This window comes from Mucilaginibacter sp. HD30 (genome assembly GCF_054061755.1).
This window is the reverse complement of record NZ_JBSSEO010000001.1, coordinates 4603013-4619639: the sequence shown is the minus strand read 5'-3', so window position 1 is coordinate 4619639 and position 16627 is coordinate 4603013. Positions and strand designations below refer to the sequence as shown.

At 41.5% G+C, this 16627-nt stretch carries 15 protein-coding genes; 8 read left to right on the top strand and 7 right to left on the bottom strand.

What is annotated here, in order from left to right; all coding sequences use genetic code 11:
• Nucleotides 1–45: 45 nt before the first annotated feature.
• Nucleotides 46–1746, bottom strand: coding sequence for a 2-oxo acid dehydrogenase subunit E2 (locus tag ACVW2L_RS21735; RefSeq protein WP_457130042.1), 1701 nt, complete (start codon nucleotides 1744–1746; stop codon nucleotides 46–48).
• Between the two features lie 134 nt (nucleotides 1747–1880).
• Nucleotides 1881–2876: a pyruvate dehydrogenase (acetyl-transferring) E1 component subunit alpha gene (pdhA, locus tag ACVW2L_RS21730; RefSeq protein WP_457130041.1), complete on the bottom strand. Its 996-nt coding sequence runs from the start codon at nucleotides 2874–2876 to the stop codon at nucleotides 1881–1883.
• 354 nt (nucleotides 2877–3230) lie between these two features.
• On the opposite strand from pdhA, the gene ACVW2L_RS21725 reads away from it, so the two are divergent.
• Together ACVW2L_RS21725 and ACVW2L_RS21720 are read left to right on the top strand one after the other, a co-directional pair.
• Nucleotides 3231–3803, top strand: a complete 573-nt coding sequence (locus ACVW2L_RS21725; protein ID WP_457130040.1) for a C40 family peptidase — start codon at nucleotides 3231–3233, stop codon at nucleotides 3801–3803.
• 161 nt (nucleotides 3804–3964) lie between these two features.
• On the top strand, nucleotides 3965–4990 hold the full coding sequence (locus tag ACVW2L_RS21720) for a CapA family protein (RefSeq protein WP_457130039.1): 1026 nt from the start codon (nucleotides 3965–3967) through the stop codon (nucleotides 4988–4990).
• A gap of 2 nt (nucleotides 4991–4992) precedes the next feature.
• Here ACVW2L_RS21720 and ACVW2L_RS21715 read toward each other — a convergent pair whose 3' ends face one another.
• Nucleotides 4993–5178: a hypothetical protein gene (locus ACVW2L_RS21715; RefSeq protein ID WP_457130038.1), complete on the bottom strand. Its 186-nt coding sequence runs from the start codon at nucleotides 5176–5178 to the stop codon at nucleotides 4993–4995.
• A 91-nt stretch (nucleotides 5179–5269) separates the two neighbouring features.
• Between ACVW2L_RS21715 and ACVW2L_RS21710 the strand changes: the two genes are divergently transcribed.
• Complete coding sequence (locus ACVW2L_RS21710) at nucleotides 5270–6211, top strand: SPFH domain-containing protein (RefSeq protein ID WP_457130037.1); 942 nt, start codon at nucleotides 5270–5272, stop codon at nucleotides 6209–6211.
• A gap of 329 nt (nucleotides 6212–6540) precedes the next feature.
• Nucleotides 6541–7725 carry a GTPase HflX gene (gene hflX, locus ACVW2L_RS21705; RefSeq protein ID WP_457130036.1) on the top strand — a complete coding sequence of 395 codons (1185 nt, stop codon included), beginning with the start codon at nucleotides 6541–6543 and terminating at the stop codon, nucleotides 7723–7725.
• 85 nt (nucleotides 7726–7810) lie between these two features.
• Here the strand turns inward: hflX and ACVW2L_RS21700 are convergent, their stop codons facing one another.
• The 4 genes from ACVW2L_RS21700 to mqnB all read right to left on the bottom strand — a co-directional run bounded on the left by ACVW2L_RS21700 (nucleotide 7811) and on the right by mqnB (nucleotide 10534).
• Nucleotides 7811–8080: an alpha/beta fold hydrolase gene (locus ACVW2L_RS21700; RefSeq protein ID WP_457130035.1), complete on the bottom strand. Its 270-nt coding sequence runs from the start codon at nucleotides 8078–8080 to the stop codon at nucleotides 7811–7813.
• A 58-nt stretch (nucleotides 8081–8138) separates the two neighbouring features.
• Entirely contained in the window at nucleotides 8139–8720 is a 582-nt protein-coding gene (locus tag ACVW2L_RS21695; protein ID WP_457130034.1) for an alpha/beta fold hydrolase, read from the bottom strand.
• 196 nt (nucleotides 8721–8916) lie between these two features.
• Nucleotides 8917–9783 (bottom strand): menaquinone biosynthesis family protein, encoded by an 867-nt coding sequence (locus ACVW2L_RS21690; RefSeq protein ID WP_457130033.1) that lies wholly within the window; start codon nucleotides 9781–9783, stop codon nucleotides 8917–8919.
• Nucleotides 9784–9871: 88 nt separating this feature from the next.
• Nucleotides 9872–10534, bottom strand: a complete 663-nt coding sequence (gene mqnB, locus ACVW2L_RS21685; RefSeq protein WP_457130032.1) for a futalosine hydrolase — start codon at nucleotides 10532–10534, stop codon at nucleotides 9872–9874.
• Between the two features lie 159 nt (nucleotides 10535–10693).
• Between mqnB and ACVW2L_RS21680 the strand changes: the two genes are divergently transcribed.
• The 4 genes from ACVW2L_RS21680 (at nucleotide 10694) to ACVW2L_RS21665 (ending at nucleotide 16599) form a co-directional block, all read left to right on the top strand.
• Nucleotides 10694–11110, top strand: coding sequence for a 6-pyruvoyl trahydropterin synthase family protein (locus ACVW2L_RS21680; RefSeq protein ID WP_457130220.1), 417 nt, complete (start codon nucleotides 10694–10696; stop codon nucleotides 11108–11110).
• 9 nt (nucleotides 11111–11119) lie between these two features.
• Nucleotides 11120–11758, top strand: coding sequence for a GTP cyclohydrolase I FolE (gene folE, locus ACVW2L_RS21675; RefSeq protein ID WP_457130031.1), 639 nt, complete (start codon nucleotides 11120–11122; stop codon nucleotides 11756–11758).
• A gap of 119 nt (nucleotides 11759–11877) precedes the next feature.
• Complete coding sequence (gene fabD, locus ACVW2L_RS21670; protein ID WP_457130030.1) at nucleotides 11878–12765, top strand: ACP S-malonyltransferase; 888 nt, start codon at nucleotides 11878–11880, stop codon at nucleotides 12763–12765.
• A 102-nt stretch (nucleotides 12766–12867) separates the two neighbouring features.
• Nucleotides 12868–16599, top strand: coding sequence for an ATP-binding protein (locus ACVW2L_RS21665; protein ID WP_457130029.1), 3732 nt, complete (start codon nucleotides 12868–12870; stop codon nucleotides 16597–16599).
• The last annotated feature ends 28 nt before the right edge of the window (nucleotides 16600–16627 follow it).

Sequence of the window (16627 nt, the reverse complement as noted above, 5' to 3'; positions counted from 1 at the left end):
ACCATCGCTATCAATATCTATAAATTCGAAATCGAAAATCCGAAATTAAATTAGCAGTCTAACCGGTTCTTCCAGCAATGATTTTAAAGTTTGCAGGAACGCTGCTGCCAAGGCACCATCAACCACACGGTGATCGCTGCTTAGCGTAACTTTCATAACATTGCCCGGCACTACAGCGCCATTTTTAACTACAGGTACGGCTTGAATACCGCTTACCGCAAGAATACAAGCGTTAGGTGTATTAATAATTGCCGTAAACTCATCAACACCAAACATACCTAAGTTAGATATGGTAAAGGTTGAGCCTTCCATTTCGGCAGGCTGTAATTTTTTGCTTTTTGATTTACCGGCCAGATCCTTAACCTCTAAAGAAATGTGGGTTAATGATTTGCCATCGGCAAATTTAATAACCGGCACCAGTAAGCCTTCGTCAACAGCAACAGCAACGCCAATGTTTACATGCTCATTGGTGCGGATCTTATCACCCATGAAAGATGAATTAATTGCGGGATGTTGTTTTAAGGCAACAGCGCAGGCTTTAACCACAAAATCATTAAATGATATTTTAACCGGAGCAACCGCGTTGATTTTGGTGCGGGCCTCTATGGCCTGATCCATATCAATAGACATAGTTACATAAAAATGCGGAGCAGTAAACAAGCTTTCACTTAAGCGGCGGCTAATTGCTTTACGCATTTGTGTAACCGGCCGTTCTGTAAATTTCTCTTCGCCGGTAAAGGTTGGCAAAGTAATAGGAGCAGCGGCCGGTTTAGCGGGCGCCGATGGAGCGGCAGTTGCAGGAGCAGCTGAAGCTGCTTGAGTGCTACTGCTACTTTCCGCTGCAACTTTAGGAGCGCCCGGTTTAAAGTCTTCTATATCTTTTTTAACAATACGGCCACCCTCAGCGCTGCCTTTAACAGCGGTAAGGTCAATGCCCTTGTCTTTAGCCATTTTGCGCGCCAACGGCGACGCTTTTACGCGGCTGTCGTCAGAACCTTCAGATGCTTCTTCAGTTGCATTGGCGGAAATAGTGGCAGTCTCTTCCTTTGATTCGCTGTTACTGTTAGTTTGCGCTGCTGCTTCGCCTCCACCGTCTTGCAAAAGTGGTGTAATATCAGTTCCTTCTTTACCTACAATAGCGATAATGCCATTAACTGGTGCAGCTTCACCCTCTTTAGGGCCGATGTATAATAAGGTGCCGGTTTCATAACCAACCACTTCCATGGTAGCTTTATCAGTTTCCACGTCAGCCAAAGAATCGTCTGACTTTACTTTATCACCAACTTTAAAATTCCATTTATTAATAACACCTTCTGTCATGGTATCGCTCAAAGCAGGCATACGTATAACCGTAGCCGGGATGCTCGACAGATCAACTTTAGCAGCAGGTGCAGGTGTTGCAGCAGGGGCCTTATCGGCAACCGGAGCAGCAGGTTTTTCTTCTTCTTTCTTTTCAGCAGCAGGTGCGGCTGTGTTTTCGCCGGCAAGAGCAGCTTTATAGTCTTCGCCTTCTTTGCCTATTACAGCAATAACAGTGTCAACAGGTGCAGCCTGGCCCTCTTCAATACCAATATATAACAGACTGCCATCCTGGTATGATTCAAAATCCATGGTGGCTTTGTCAGTTTCTATTTCGGCCAACACATCGCCCGATTTTACCTTGTCGCCAACTTTCTTATGCCATTTAGCCAAAACACCCTCAGTCATGGTGTCGCTCATTTTCGGCATTTTTATTACTTCGGCCATTATATATTGTTTAATGATTTATTGATTTACTGAATTATTGATTAGCTATAATATTGAATAAAAATGATCGGGGATGATTTTTTTTATCACCGTGATTTAATTCAATAAATCAACCATTCAATAATCGGCTATTGTCAGTCTTTTATATAAGGATAATCTTTTTGTACGTAAACATCGGTATATAACTCCGAAGCTTCCGGCCATGGCGATTCTTCTGCAAATTTAACAGCCTCATCAACCTCAGATTTTATCTTAACGTCCATTTCTTCAAACCATTTGTCATCGGCGTAGCCGTTCTTTTCAATGGCAAGCTTAACCGCTTCAAGAGGATCTTTAGCCTTATAGCTTTCCAGTTCCTCTTTTGTACGATATTTCTGCGGATCGGACATGGAGTGACCTTTATAACGATAAGTACGCATCTCCAGGAAGGTAGGGCCTTCGCCTGCACGGGCACGCGAAACTGCTTCGTCCATTGCGTTATGTACCGCAACCGGGTCCATACCATCAACAGCTGATGAAGGGATGCCGTAAGGTAAACCCAGTTTGTATATATCGGTTTGTATGGTGGTACGCTGTACCGAAGTACCCATGGCGTAACCATTGTTCTCGCAAATAAATATAACAGGCAGTTTCCAAAGAGCAGCCATGTTAAAGGTTTCGTTCAAAGCACCCTGGCGCACGGCACCATCGCCCATGTAGGCAACGTTAACAAAATCAGTACCTTTAAACTTCTCTGCAAACGCAACACCTGCACCCAAAGGTATCTGGCCGCCAACTATACCATGCCCGCCATAAAAATGATGCTCTTTGCTAAACATGTGCATTGAGCCGCCCTTGCCTTTTGAGCATCCGGTAGCTTTGCCGTAAAGCTCGGCCATTATAGCGTTAGAGCTTATACCCTGAGCAATAGCATGCGCATGATCGCGATAGGCAGTGATCATACTATCTCCCTTTTTCATTACCGACATGGCCCCGGCCAAAACGGCTTCCTGACCTATATACAAATGGCAAAAGCCTCTGATTTTTTGCTGACCGTAAAGTTGTCCTGCCTTTTCTTCGAACCTACGCATTAACAGCATAGACTCGTACCACATCAGATAAGTGTCTTTAGTTATTTCGATTGAACTCATTAATTAAAATCCTCAGTTTGCAGATTAATGCGCAAATCTAATTATATATCCCAAAAAACCGAAAGCGGTATGTAAAAAGATTAGCTTTTAAATAGCTTAAACGTTATAGTTTGGGTAACAATATCAAATTCAGAAAAATTAAGTTACACACGTATTACAAATGGGTTATTATCTCCACTATTAACAGTGTTAAAACTATTGCATTTACACAATTGTTGAAAGTTATTTTTTTATGAAATATGTAACAAAGTGTTTGGTTTTTTGAAAAATATGAATAGTTTTGTGGGCAACCTGATCCGAAGTGTATGATTTAATGAACAAATTCATTAAAAAACAAAACGAAACAAGGACTAAATGAAGAAAACATTACTGGCAATTGCCCTATTTTTCAGCGTTTTAGCCGTTCAGGCACAGACAAAAACCGTTCCAAGTCAGGCAACGGAAAAAGCTCCCGAGGAGCAAGAAAGCTTAGCAAAAGATTATCTATCACAAATAATGGGTGTTGCGCTTAACACAACATCAAATATGAAGCTTTTTAGTTTTGTTTATGACTGGATAGGCACACCTTACCGTTTTGGTGGTGGCTCTAAAAAAGGCATTGACTGTTCTGGCTTTACCAAACAATTATACGAGCAGGTTTTTAACCTTGACATAAAACGCAACTCGCGTGATATTTTTAGCATGGTTAGCCCGGTTAAAAAAACTGAACTTAAAGAAGGCGACCTGGTTTTCTTTAAAATACGCAGCCGCAGCATCTCGCACGTAGGTATTTATTTAGGCGGGAACCGTTTTGCACACGCCTCTTCTCGCGGTGTGGCAATAAGTAGCCTTGACGATAATTATTATAGCCGTTATTTTTATAAGGGCGGTCGTTTGTTAGCGTCCTTCAAAAAAGAACTGGAGATTACCGAAGACCAAGCACAATAATCTAACGTTTAGATACTGATATATCCTTTCACTTTTGCGGTGAAAGGATTTTTTTTGCCATTATGATTTGCCGCCTGAATCTTTTTATCATCATTATCAGCTGTTTGTGCCTGATACCTGGCTGCGAGCCCCCGCAGTCAACAGTAAAAAATAATCCCCCGGTGGTTAGTCTACCAAAACAAATACCCCCTACGCCAAAACTACCAGATTCTGTGTGCATTGCTGCCGTTGGCGATATTATGCTGGGCACCTCCTATCCGGACAATTCTACCTTATCGCCAGACAGTGCTATAAATAGGTTTAGGTATGTAGAGCAATACTTCCAAAATGCTGATGTAGCGTTCGGAAACCTGGAAGGCACCTTGCTTGATGGTGGCCAACCCGCTCACTATAAACTGCATTTAAAAAGCAAGGCCTATTTGTTCAGAATGCCCGCTAAATATTGCGGCATTCTTAAAAATGCAGGATTTGATGTACTGAGCCTCGCTAATAACCACATCGGCGATTTTGCCGAAACCGGTCGCGAAAGCACTGTAAAGGCTTTAGACAGCTGCGGCATACATCATGCAGGGTTATTAGAATATCCTTCGGTTGAGTTTGAAAGAAATGGCGTAAAATATGGTTTCTGCGCTTTTGCACCCAACAGCCACACCGTATCAATTTTTGATATGAAAGGCGCGGCCAAGATCATCAGCGATTTGAAACAGAGGTGTGACATAGTGATGGTATCATTTCATGGTGGTGGGGAAGGGCCGGATTTTGAGCATGTGGCTCCGGCGGGCGAATCCTACTTTAGTGAGCGCCGTGGTGATCTGCGCGTCTTTGCACACAATGCTATTAACAATGGAGCTGATATAATATTGGGCCACGGCCCGCACGTGAGCCGCGCAATGGAATTATATAAAGGCAGATTAGTCGCTTACAGCCTGGGTAATTTTTGCACTTACCGCGGTGTGGGTATTGAGGGCGTTGCAGGCATTGCCCCGCTTTTAAAAGTTTATTTAAACCGTAAAGGTGAATTTTTAAGCGGAAACATAATTTCGGTTAAGCAAAGCAGGGAAAGGCATGTTGAGCCCGATACATTGCATCGGGCTGCAAAACGCATGAAATGGTTAACGGTTGTAGATTTCCCTGACAGTAAGCAATTGTTGATATCAGAAAAGGGATTGCTTAGCGTTGTTAGATAAAGCTAAGCCTCGTCCTTGGTGTTGCGCACCAATCCTATCCCGGTTAAAAAAAAGATCAGGCTTATCACGCCTATCACTGTAAGGTTTACCGCATTGCCGTCGCGTTGTATAATTACTACGCCGGTGTAGATTAGACCGATAATGCCCAAAATGGTCAATATAGTCCCAAAAGTTCGTTTTACGTTCATAGGTTACTTCTAAAAATTAATCATTAATTTTAGAAACAAATTGCACTCCAATTAGTCCAAATAAACCAGGTTAATACTTAAATCATATATAATGCAAAGCCAAATAACATCTTTCATATTGGTATTTATCGTATTGGTAATACTTTTTTCATCCTTTGTGACTGTAAAACAGGGCACTATTGCAGTAATTACCGTATTTGGCAAATACCGCAGAATATTAACACCGGGGCTTAATTTTAAGATTCCACTTATAGAGGCTATTTATTCTAAAATATCCATACAGAATCGCTCAGTTGAGCTGGAATTCCAAGCCGTTACGTTTGACCAGGCCAATGTTTATTTTAAGGCCATGATCCTCTTCTCCGTATTAGATCAGCAGGAAGAAACCATTAAAAACGTAGCCTTTAAGTTTGTTGATGAGCGTAATTTAATGCAAGCTTTAATACGTACTGTCGAGGGTTCTATCCGTGCTTTTGTGGCCACCAAACGACAGTCGGAAGTATTGATATTACGCCGCGATATTGTTGAACACGTTAAAGAGCAGCTGGACCTGATATTAGAGGGTTGGGGTTATCACTTGCAGGATCTGCAACTGAACGACATTACGTTTGATGAAGTGATTATGAAATCAATGAGCCAGGTGGTAGCATCAAACAACCTAAAAGCAGCTGCCGAAAACGAGGGGCAAGCTCTATTGATCACCAAAACTAAAGCTGCCGAGGCAGAAGGTAACGCCATCAAAATATCTGCCGAAGCCGAACGCCAGGCATCGCAACTTCGCGGGCAGGGTGTGGCGCTTTTCCGTCAGGAAGTTGCAAAGGGTATGAGCGCTGCCGCCAAAGAAATGGAGCAGGCGCATATGGATACCTCGGTAATATTATTTACCATGTGGACGGAGTCTATTAAACATTTTTCAGAAAACTCAGAGGGTAACGTGATCTTCCTGGATGGCTCAACCGATGCTATGCAGCAAACCATGAAACAGCTGATGAGCCTGAATGTAATGCAGCAGATGGAGAAAGGGAAGAAGTAAATTTCGGATTTCGGATGTTCGATTTCGGATTTATGGCTAATCAAATAAATTCGAAATCGAACATCCGAAATTCGCAATTCCCAAACATCCGAAATGGAACATCCGAAATCCGAAATATTCATTATCTTTGCAGCATAATGAATATTACTGCTATACAATAATACTTTGGCCCCAAGGCAAGCTATCCTCAAATAGCCGGACCGGAGTATCCCGTTTTAATTAATTAAATTTATTATTGAATGTTTTGTCGGCTATGGCTGCTCACTGTGTATTTTTGCACATGATGTGGTTTTGCTAATTGGCATTCCCATTGATATGATCATTACTGAATGAGAAAGAAATTTTATGATACTGCTATAAAGCAGGAGCGTGCTGTGCTTGTTGGTGTTATTACCGCCAACGAAAGCGATGAACGCGCTAAAGAATATTTAGAAGAGCTGGCGTTCCTGGTAGAAACAGCCGGAGCTAAAACTGAAAAGGTATTTACCCAAAAGCTGCAAAAGCCAGATCGTGCTACGTTTGTAGGCTCGGGCCGTTTGGAGGACATCAAAGCCTTTGTAATTGAGGAGGAGATAGATATGGTGGTGTTTGACGACGAGCTAACACCATCGCAACTGCGCAATATTGAGAATGAGCTGCAGGTTAAGATCCTGGACCGGAACAACCTTATATTGGATATTTTTGCCAACAGGGCGCAAACAGCGCAAGCCAAAACACAGGTGGAGCTGGCACAGCTACAATACCTGCTGCCCCGCCTAACCCGTTTATGGACGCACTTGGAGCGGCAAAAAGGTGGTATTGGTATGCGCGGACCGGGCGAGAGCCAGATTGAGACCGACCGCAGGTTGATTCTGAATAAAATTGACTTGTTGAAGGACAGGTTAAAAGCGATTGATAAACAAAATGAAACGCAGCGTAAAAACCGCCATCAACTGATACGGGTTGCGTTGGTGGGTTATACCAACGTGGGTAAATCAACCATTATGAACATGCTGGCAAAATCTGACGTATTTGCAGAGAATAAGCTGTTTGCTACGCTGGATACAACCGTGCGCAAGGTGGTGATTGAAAACGTTCCCTTCCTCCTGTCAGACACCGTTGGATTTATCCGCAAGTTGCCGCATGATCTGGTTGAGTGCTTCAAATCTACTTTGGATGAGGTACGCGAGGCTGATATTTTGATACATGTTGTTGATGTATCGCACCCAAGTTTTGAGGACCATATACGGGCCGTGAATGACACCCTGAGAGAATTAGGCGCATTGGATAAACAGACTATTGTGGTTTTTAATAAAATAGATGCCTATCAGCCCGTGCAAACACACAGCGAAGATGAGTTACATACCATGACCTTGGATGACTTTAAACATAGCTGGATGGCTAAAAATAACAATCCCGCGATATTTATTTCGGCAACCGAACGAGAGAATATTGATGAGTTTAGGAGCCTGATTTACGAGTTGGTTAAGGATATTCATACAAAGAGGTATCCGTATGATCAGTTGTTGTATTGATGCTTAGTAGAATCAATAGTTAGGAAACAAGAGTTAAGAATCAAGATGCAAGAGAGTGATGGGTATACCTGTCGCTCTTTTAGCTTTATGGTTTCTTAATATCTGCTATCACCTCATCCAACAGTCTATTAAACTCCGCAGGATTTTCGACCATGGCATAATGCCCTGTACCTTCAGTATAATAAACTTTAAAAGGAATATTTTTAGCAGCCATGTATTTGGTAACAGTCGGTGTTACATCGCTGTTAATAAGGTATAACTTTTTCCCGGCTTGCTTTAATTTACCAAGTTCATCAAAGCTCAGGTCTTGTTGCTCCATACTGGCTATAGCAATGGCGCTATCCGTTTGCGCCACATCATTCAATATTCTCTTTTTTATATCTGGCGCTGTTGTTTTAGAAAACAGCGACTGCTCAAAGTATTGAAAAAGCTATTTTTTTAAAGTTGTGTTTCATTTCGGCAATGGCGGCAGCGTACTCCTTAGCTGCATTGGGGCTTTGCGGTTCGCCTACGTTTTTAAAGTTATCAATGCCCACCAATCCCAATATTGAAGTAGGATTCTCAGCGGCAGCCTGCAAGGCAATATCGCCAGACATTGAATGCCCTACCAGGATGACATTTTTTAAGCTAAGTTTGCTAACAACAGCATTCACATCGCTGCCATAAGTTTTGGTGTCCCATTTATCTCGGTTTTTCCCCGATTGCCCAAAGCCGGGCAGGTCCATGGTAACAACCCTATATTTTTTGCCAAAGTACGACACCTGATTGGCCCAATAACCTTTGTTAATTGCCCAACCGTGTATAAAAAGTATAGTAGTGTCGCTTCTGCCGGTATCGGTGTAAGCAATATTAACACCATTGTTGCTAATAACAACCGGCGTTTCAAATGCATCTGTGCCAGTTTGTTCTGTCTCAGATTTTTTCCCGGATTGACTACACGAGAGAATAACACCTGATAACAGGAAAACAACTACAAGATTGAACAGTGATTTCATAAAGTACTTTTGGGAATAACGATCAAAAATTAAAAAATTTTCTAATTGTAAACTATTCTTCAATAACCATTTAACTTTATTTAACACAAGTTATTATTCTGAGCGATAGCGAAGAATCTTGTAAAAATGCAAGGCCGAGCGCTTGGTTAGTCGCTCATATAAGATCTTTCGCTATCGCTCAGGATAACAAACTACCTTACGAGAGGAAGATTTCTTCCTTTATCTCCGGTATAATCCCTTTCTCTAAAGCCGTATCAAATAAAAGCTTAATTGCCTTCCTTCCATCCTCGCCTAAGTCAACGGAGTACTTATTTACATAAAGCTCAATATGCTTATACATCACCTCCTCGCTCATTTCCTGCGCATGTTGACGGATGAATTCTAAACCCGATTTAGGGTTAGCAAAAGCAAACTCAACTGATTTGCGCAGCACCCGGTTAACTTTATGCTGAACTTCTAAAGGCAAATTACGGTTGGCAACTATACCGCCCAACGGGATAGCGCAACCGGTTTTCTTTTCCCAAAAATCGCCCAGGTCTATTATCTTTTTTAAGCCTTTGTCCTGATAAGTGAAGCGGTTTTCGTGGATAATTAAACCTACATCCACTCTGCTCTCTAAAACGGCATTTTCAATATCCGAAAAAACTAACTCAATTTTATTGGTAGCCTCCGGGAAGGCCAACCCCAACAAAAAATTAGCTGTGGTATACTTCCCGGGGATGCCGATTAAAGGATTTATGATTTCAGATTTACGATTTACGATTTGCCCTTTTTCCAAATCCGAAATTGAAATTTCCAAATCCGAAATTAAAAGCGGGCCAACTCCAAAACCCAGTGCGCTGCCGGCATCCAGCAAAACATATTGATTGGCTACATAAGCAAATGCATGGTAGCTTAGCTTGGTAATGTCCAACTCGCCGCGAAATGCTTTTTGGTTAAGCGTTTCTACATCGTCATAAAAAACCTCAAACTCCAGGCCTTCTGTGTCAATTTTATGATGAATAAGCGCGTCGAAAATAAAGGTATCGTTAGGGCAAGGCGAAAAGCCGAGGGTTAGTTTCATTTTGAAAGATTAGTGATTAGTTGACAAGAGATCAGGCCGAACAACTGAAAAATCGATAATTCAATAAACCATTAATTCAATAATTAGCCTAAAGTTCCTTTATCAAATCCAGCGCAAATGTATTCAGATTTTTAACAGCAAGGCCTATCTCCCAGTTATTGCGGTTACGTTTTTCAACATAATTTGACACTGCCCTGATCTGTACACACGGCACCTTTAACTGATGGCAGGCGTAAAAAAAAGCCGCCCCTTCCATACTTTCCAGTTGCGGTTTAAGTCTATCAGTAATTGCTGCTATTGATGCTTCGTTGCCATGCACCTTATTTACAGTTATTGCGGTGGCTTTAACCGGGGCTAATTTTGAAGTGAAATAGCTAATAGAACTTGTTGGATTAAAAATGCCCGCGCCCAAACCCAACTGCTCAATGCTGATAAAGCGGGTATCATCTTCGGCACCTAACTCGGCAAAGGTATCCTGGGTTATATTAACCACGCTGCCTAAAGGAATATTGCGGTCAAAACTACCTGCAATGCCTAAATTAATTACTAGGTTATAAACGTTATGCGGCAGGTGTTTACCTAAAGCAAAAGCGGTAGGTACCATACCTGCGCCGGTTATCAATACAGAGCAGTTAGCTACCGAAGCATGGCGGGGCAAAAACAGATCAGGCTCATCCTTTACCTGCAAACCTAACGATTGTATTAACGGCTCAACTTCGGGCTGCGTAGCAGCAACAATCAAAATGCGCATAGGCCTTGTTTTTATGCTAATATAGCTTTTTTAGTTTGCAGTGGCGGCCAAGCGTACAGTGGGCAGTTTACCACGTTAATAATTACCAGTTAAAAACTGCCCACTGCAAACTAATAACTGCAAACTCAATTATGTATATTTGCACCCATTAAAATTATGATGATACACATAACGCGCAAAGAACATTTTAATGCCGCACACAGAATGTACCGTGAGGAATGGAGCGCAGAAAAAAATGCGGAAGTGTTTGGCAAGTGCGCCAACCCTAACTGGCATGGGCACAATTATAACTTGTTTGTAACTGTAAAGGGCCAGGTAACGCATGCTACAGGTTATCTTATTGACCTTAAAGATCTAAAACAAATAATACACGAATACGTAATTGAAAAGCTTGACCATAAAAATCTAAACCTGGATGTTGATTTTATGAAAGGTAAAATGGCATCAACAGAGTTGGTATGTATTGAGATTTTTAATCAGCTAAAAGCGCCTATTGAAGCCCATGAAGGTGTGTTTCTGCATTCGGTTAGGCTGTTTGAAACCGAGAACAACTCGGCAGAATATTTTGGTGATTAAATCTGAAAAATGATCGACAAAAACAATATCCCCGATAGGGATGACGACATAAACGGCTACGAAAAGGTTGACCGTTATAACCCCGACCTGATAAACAGCTTGTCTGCCCATTACAAAGAAGTGTTAAAACAGATAGGCGAAAACCCCGAACGCGAAGGTTTATTAAAAACTCCGGAGCGTATTGCCAAAGCCATGCTTTACCTTACCCACGGATATGACCTGGACGCTAAGGAAATTTTAAGCTCGGCATTGTTTAAAGAAGAATACAGCCAAATGGTGGTGGTGAAGGACATAGAAGTATATTCTATGTGCGAGCACCATATGTTGCCCTTTTTTGGTAAAGCACATATAGCTTATATACCTAATGGGCACGTGGTTGGTTTAAGCAAAATACCACGTGTGGTTGATGCTTACGCCCGCCGTTTACAAGTACAGGAGCGTTTAACCAACGAGATACGCGATTGCATACAAGAAACATTGCAGCCAATTGGCGTGGGTGTGGTTATCGAGTGCCGCCACCTGTGTATGTGTATGCGCGGTGTGCAAAAACAAAACTCTGTAACTACCACATCAGCATTTACAGGCGGCTTTTTACAGGAAAAAACAAGGGCAGAGTTTTTGCATTTAATATCGTCTAAGCTTAGTTGATTAGTTGATTAAGTTGATTGTGTGAGTGGTTTTGCTGCCAATCAACTGTTGATCAATAGATATTACTATCACATTAATAACATTATTAAAACTACTCACACAATCAACTTAACCAACCAATGAAAGCATACATTTTTCCGGGGCAGGGCGCCCAGTTTGTAGGTATGGGCAAGGACCTATACGAACGATCAGAAAAAGCACGTGAATTATTTGAGCAGGCTAATACTATACTGGGTTTCCGCATTACTGATATAATGTTTAACGGTACCGATGAGGACCTGAAACAAACTAAAGTAACGCAACCCGCTATATTCCTTCATTCGGTTATCCTGGCTAAAGTATTGGGTGATGATTTTAAACCTGATATGGTGGCCGGTCATTCGCTTGGGGAATTCTCGGCGCTGGTTTCGGCCAACGCCTTATCTTTTGAAGATGGCTTAAGGCTGGTTGCAGCGCGTGCTAATGCTATGCAAAAAGCCTGCGAAATACAACCATCAACCATGGCGGCTATTTTAGGTTTGGATGATTTTACTGTTGAAGATATTTGCCAGCGCATAAGCGATGTAGTGGTACCTGCCAATTATAATTGCCCAGGCCAGTTGGTAATATCAGGCTCAATAGCCGGTATTGACAAGGCCTGCGAACTGATGACCGAAGCAGGAGCTAAAAGAGCTATTAAACTAAATGTGGGTGGAGCTTTCCATTCGCCATTGATGGAAGCTGCGCGTGTTGAGTTAGAGCATGCCATTGTAAATACTACCATTAATATGCCGGTTTGCCCTATATATCAAAATATAGATGCCAAACCTTATACAGATCCGGAGCAAATTAAACATAATTTAAATGCACAGCTTACCGGTGCAGTGCGCTGGACACAAACCTTAATGCATATGCTTGAGGATGGAGCAACATCATTTACCGAGGTTGGACCGGGTAGTGTTTTGCAGGGGTTGGTTAAAAAAGTAAACCGGCAGATACCTACAGAAAGCGCCGAAATAGCACAATAAATTAAAGAAGCCGCAAACTAAAGCGGCTTTTTTTTATTTAAGTGTGTAAGTTTACACCAATCAATTCATCACCTGTTGAGCTATTCCGCAAAAATACGTTTAATGTTATTATTGCTGGCGGGCAGCTTGCTGCTTACTGCTTTAATAGTCCATCGTTCTAATACCCCGGATGCAAGTATGCGCGAAAGCGCCAAAGGGCTGGAAAGTAACCTGCATAAAAAGGAAGCTTACATTTACACTTTTATTAATGGCAAACCCAATTTTAATAGCTTAAAAAACATAGCCCGGGACGAAAAGGAGGGCCTGCGTCTTATTAACCAGCTCACTACCGAAAAAGGCATCAGGTTTGTAACCGTAAAGAATAATAAAGTAAACTTTTGGAGCGGGGTTGAAGTTATTCCAAGCTCCCCTGCCCGGATAAAGGAAGGCGTATCGTTTATAAGGGAACCGAATGGCGATTATGAAGCAATTAAGAAAACAGAGGGCAATTTTTCAGTTATATTTTTTATACCTATAAAAACCACCTATGCTTTTCAGAATCAATACCTGCAGAATAATTTTTCGCAGGATCTTATAGACGAGAAAAACATAGAAATTGCCGACTTTACAGATAAAAATACCTATGCCGTTCACAATGTAAATAACGCCTACCTCTTTTCTGTTAAAGCAATACCCAACCAGGTTAACTCGCGTTTTTACTACTCAGAAGTTACGCTTTGGCTGCTGGCATTAATGGTGATATGCATTTTTGTGCAAAACACCTGTAATTATCTTGTCCGTATAGACTTTCCTTTTCTTGGTTTGTTCATCCTTTCCCTGTTCATCATTGGCTTACGGGCACTCAACCTTTTCTATAACTGGCCCAACTGCACTTTTAATATTGGCATCTTTGACCCGAAACTGTTTTGGGGAGGGCGCTTGTTTCCATCCATCGGCGACCTTTGTATAAATATACTTTGCCTTACATGGCACATAACATTTTTGTATCAGCTGCGCCATAAACTACTCAAATTTATTCCCGATAAGTTTTCAGGGTACGCCTTGTTAACAGGCTGTTTCACCATACTGGTAATTACTTCAACCGCTCTTTACCATCTATTCCATGATCTGGTTATAAGATCCGATATCAGTTTTGACGTTAGTAATGTGCTTAACCTTTCCATACTAAGCGCTTATGGCTTGGTTATGCTTTGTTTTAGCTTTCTCGTATTCACTTTATTAATAGAGGTAGCATTAAGCATATGCGTGCAATTGCCTATTGTGCGCAAGCATCAATTGCTGTTCTTAATAATTGGTACTTCCGTTTGCACTATTGGGTGGGCGTTGCAATACCACCAGTTTACATTTTTCTATTTTTTATGGGGAGCTATAGTGGGCGTAAGGGGGTATGCCTACCATCGTTATGAGGGGAAGTTAAATTACCGTTCCTTAGCAGTAATAATTTTAATATGCTCATGTATATCGGCACTGTCTCTTACCCGCTTTGAAAAAGTAAAAGAGGGCAAGATGCGTCGCTTGCTGATCAAAAAACTTGAGTTTCCGGACGATGCTGCTGCAGATACCTTATTTAAAACAGTTGAAAGTAAAATTGTTAAAGACGAAGTTATACCCAGCTTTTTCATTACCAATCATCCCGATAACGAGCACATCAAAAACTACTTTCAGAAACGTTATTTTGATAGGTACTTGTCAAAATATAATCTGACTGTACACGTATTTAATACCGAGGGCGAACCAATTGGTGGCGACCAAAGTTATTACTCTCAGGTTTTTGGTGATATGGTGGCGCTGGGATCATTCAAGGTGTCCAAATATTTTTACAGACAAACCACTACTCCGGGCTTGCTGAGTTATTTTGCCATATTGCCGGTATTTAACAAAAATGAACCTATTGGCTCAATAGTAGTTGTGTTGGACGCCAATACAATTTATAGCGGCGACTATTTCCCCGCCTTGCTGGCAGACGGCGACTTTACCGGTGACGGCGATTTTAAAAACTATTCGTATGCGTTTTACTCTGATAATAAATTGTCCTCGCAAAACGGAACATATGTTTACAACCTCACAAACGATACCACAACCGCAGCGGGCTTTAAGGGAATAAGTAAAAAGTATGTTGAAAAAAACGCTAATATTATTAATAACACCTGGTACGATCCGATTGATAGCTATAGCCATTTGATATATAAACTGCCTAATGATCGCGACTTTATTGTAGTGACCAAAGAAGAGAATCCTGTTTTCAACATAATTACCTCGCTAACTTTTTTCTTCATCATATTATTGACTTTTAGTTTGGTTGTTATTTTATCAGTCTGGGCCTGGACACGCATTAAAATCTTAACTATAACCAATGACCGTATAAAATGGGGCTTGCGGCTCAGTTTTGACAAAGTACTCTACAAAACACGCATCCAGTTATCAATGGTATCGGCTGTAGTTATAACGCTGATATTGGTAGGCGCAGTAACCTACGCATCAATAAGTACGCAATATCAGGCCCAGCAAGACAAGATGATTCGGGACAAGATCATCCGGGTCTCAAATACAATTGGGAATTCGCTTGGTGATTATGTAAATAACAACATCGAAGAAAAACAGATAGCTCTTGATGGCCTTGCAGAGTTATACGCTACTGATTTGACCATCTTTAACCAAAATGGAGACGTTGAGGTAACTACGCAGCCCCGTATTTACGAAGAAGGCCTGGTAGCCGGTAAAATGGACGGCCGTGCTTATATCCACCTCAATAAGTTACAGCGTGCTGAGTATATAAACGAAGAAACTATTGGCCGCCTTAAATACAAGGCGGTGTATGCTCCCATCAGAAACATCAAAGGGAGTAATAAAACTATTGCTTATTTGCAGCTACCCTATTTTGCCAACGAGGTTGATTATCGCGAACGCATTGGATCATTATTAAACGTGATGATCAATATTTACGCACTTATTTTTATCGCGATAGGTTTTTTAGCTGTGGTAATTGCACGGCAGATAACCTATCCGCTAAATTTTATACAGCAAAGTTTAAGTAAAACCATTTACGGCCAAAAAAACGAGCCCATACTGTGGGACCGCGACGATGAGATAGGCGCGCTGATTAGCGAATACAACAAAATGATAGCTGCGCTTGAACAAAGCGCGCAAAAATTGGCTCAGTCTGAACGGGAAAGCGCCTGGCGGGAAATGGCCAAACAGGTTGCTCACGAAATTAAAAATCCTTTAACACCGCTTAAGCTGGGGCTTCAATTGTTAGAGAAGTCATGGCGGGAAAAGGATCCGAAGTTTGATCAAAAATTTGAGCGCTTTAGTAAATCGTTTGTAGAGCAGATTGAAAGCCTGTCATCAATAGCATCAGAGTTTTCTGCATTTGCAAAAATGCCAGACACGCGTATGGACAGGTTTAACATTTTTGATGTTTTAAACCAAGCCGTGATAATTTTTAAACAAATGGATAATTTCACTATCCTATATAGCGCGCCAGAACAACCGTTTATTGTATTTGCTGATCGCGACCAGCTATTGCGTTGTTTTAATAATTTGCTTAAAAACTCAATTGAAGCAACCCCGCCAGACAGAGCCGGACTTGTTGAGATAAACTATGAAATTGATGCTAAAAATATTCTTTTTATGATCAAGGATAACGGTAATGGCATCCCTGAGAATATGCGAGAAAAGATATTCGAACCCAATTTCACTACAAAAAGTTCGGGCACAGGCTTAGGTTTGGCATTTGTAAAAAATTCGATTGAAAACGCGGGTGGAAAAGTATGGTTTGAAACAAAAACCGGCCTGGGAACTACGTTTTACCTTAATTTCCCGAAAACGACTTAGCGTATTATTTACGTTATGAAATATAAGC

What these genes read in the sequence shown, in the direction of transcription:
- ACVW2L_RS21710 (WP_457130037.1), top strand. Translation starts at nt 5,270, where the DNA reads ATGCAAAGCCAAATAACATCTTTCATATTGGTATTTATCGTATTGGTA.
- ACVW2L_RS21665 (WP_457130029.1), top strand. Translation starts at nt 12,868, where the DNA reads ATGTTATTATTGCTGGCGGGCAGCTTGCTGCTTACTGCTTTAATAGTC.
- mqnB (WP_457130032.1), bottom strand. Translation starts at nt 10,534, where the DNA reads ATGCGCATTTTGATTGTTGCTGCTACGCAGCCCGAAGTTGAGCCGTTA.
- ACVW2L_RS21695 (WP_457130034.1), bottom strand. Translation starts at nt 8,720, where the DNA reads ATGAAATCACTGTTCAATCTTGTAGTTGTTTTCCTGTTATCAGGTGTT.
- ACVW2L_RS21735 (WP_457130042.1), bottom strand. Translation starts at nt 1,746, where the DNA reads ATGGCCGAAGTAATAAAAATGCCGAAAATGAGCGACACCATGACTGAG.
- ACVW2L_RS21725 (WP_457130040.1), top strand. Translation starts at nt 3,231, where the DNA reads ATGAAGAAAACATTACTGGCAATTGCCCTATTTTTCAGCGTTTTAGCC.
- ACVW2L_RS21690 (WP_457130033.1), bottom strand. Translation starts at nt 9,783, where the DNA reads ATGAAACTAACCCTCGGCTTTTCGCCTTGCCCTAACGATACCTTTATT.
- ACVW2L_RS21715 (WP_457130038.1), bottom strand. Translation starts at nt 5,178, where the DNA reads ATGAACGTAAAACGAACTTTTGGGACTATATTGACCATTTTGGGCATT.
- folE (WP_457130031.1), top strand. Translation starts at nt 11,120, where the DNA reads ATGATCGACAAAAACAATATCCCCGATAGGGATGACGACATAAACGGC.
- hflX (WP_457130036.1), top strand. Translation starts at nt 6,541, where the DNA reads ATGAGAAAGAAATTTTATGATACTGCTATAAAGCAGGAGCGTGCTGTG.
- fabD (WP_457130030.1), top strand. Translation starts at nt 11,878, where the DNA reads ATGAAAGCATACATTTTTCCGGGGCAGGGCGCCCAGTTTGTAGGTATG.
- ACVW2L_RS21680 (WP_457130220.1), top strand. Translation starts at nt 10,694, where the DNA reads ATGATACACATAACGCGCAAAGAACATTTTAATGCCGCACACAGAATG.
- pdhA (WP_457130041.1), bottom strand. Translation starts at nt 2,876, where the DNA reads ATGAGTTCAATCGAAATAACTAAAGACACTTATCTGATGTGGTACGAG.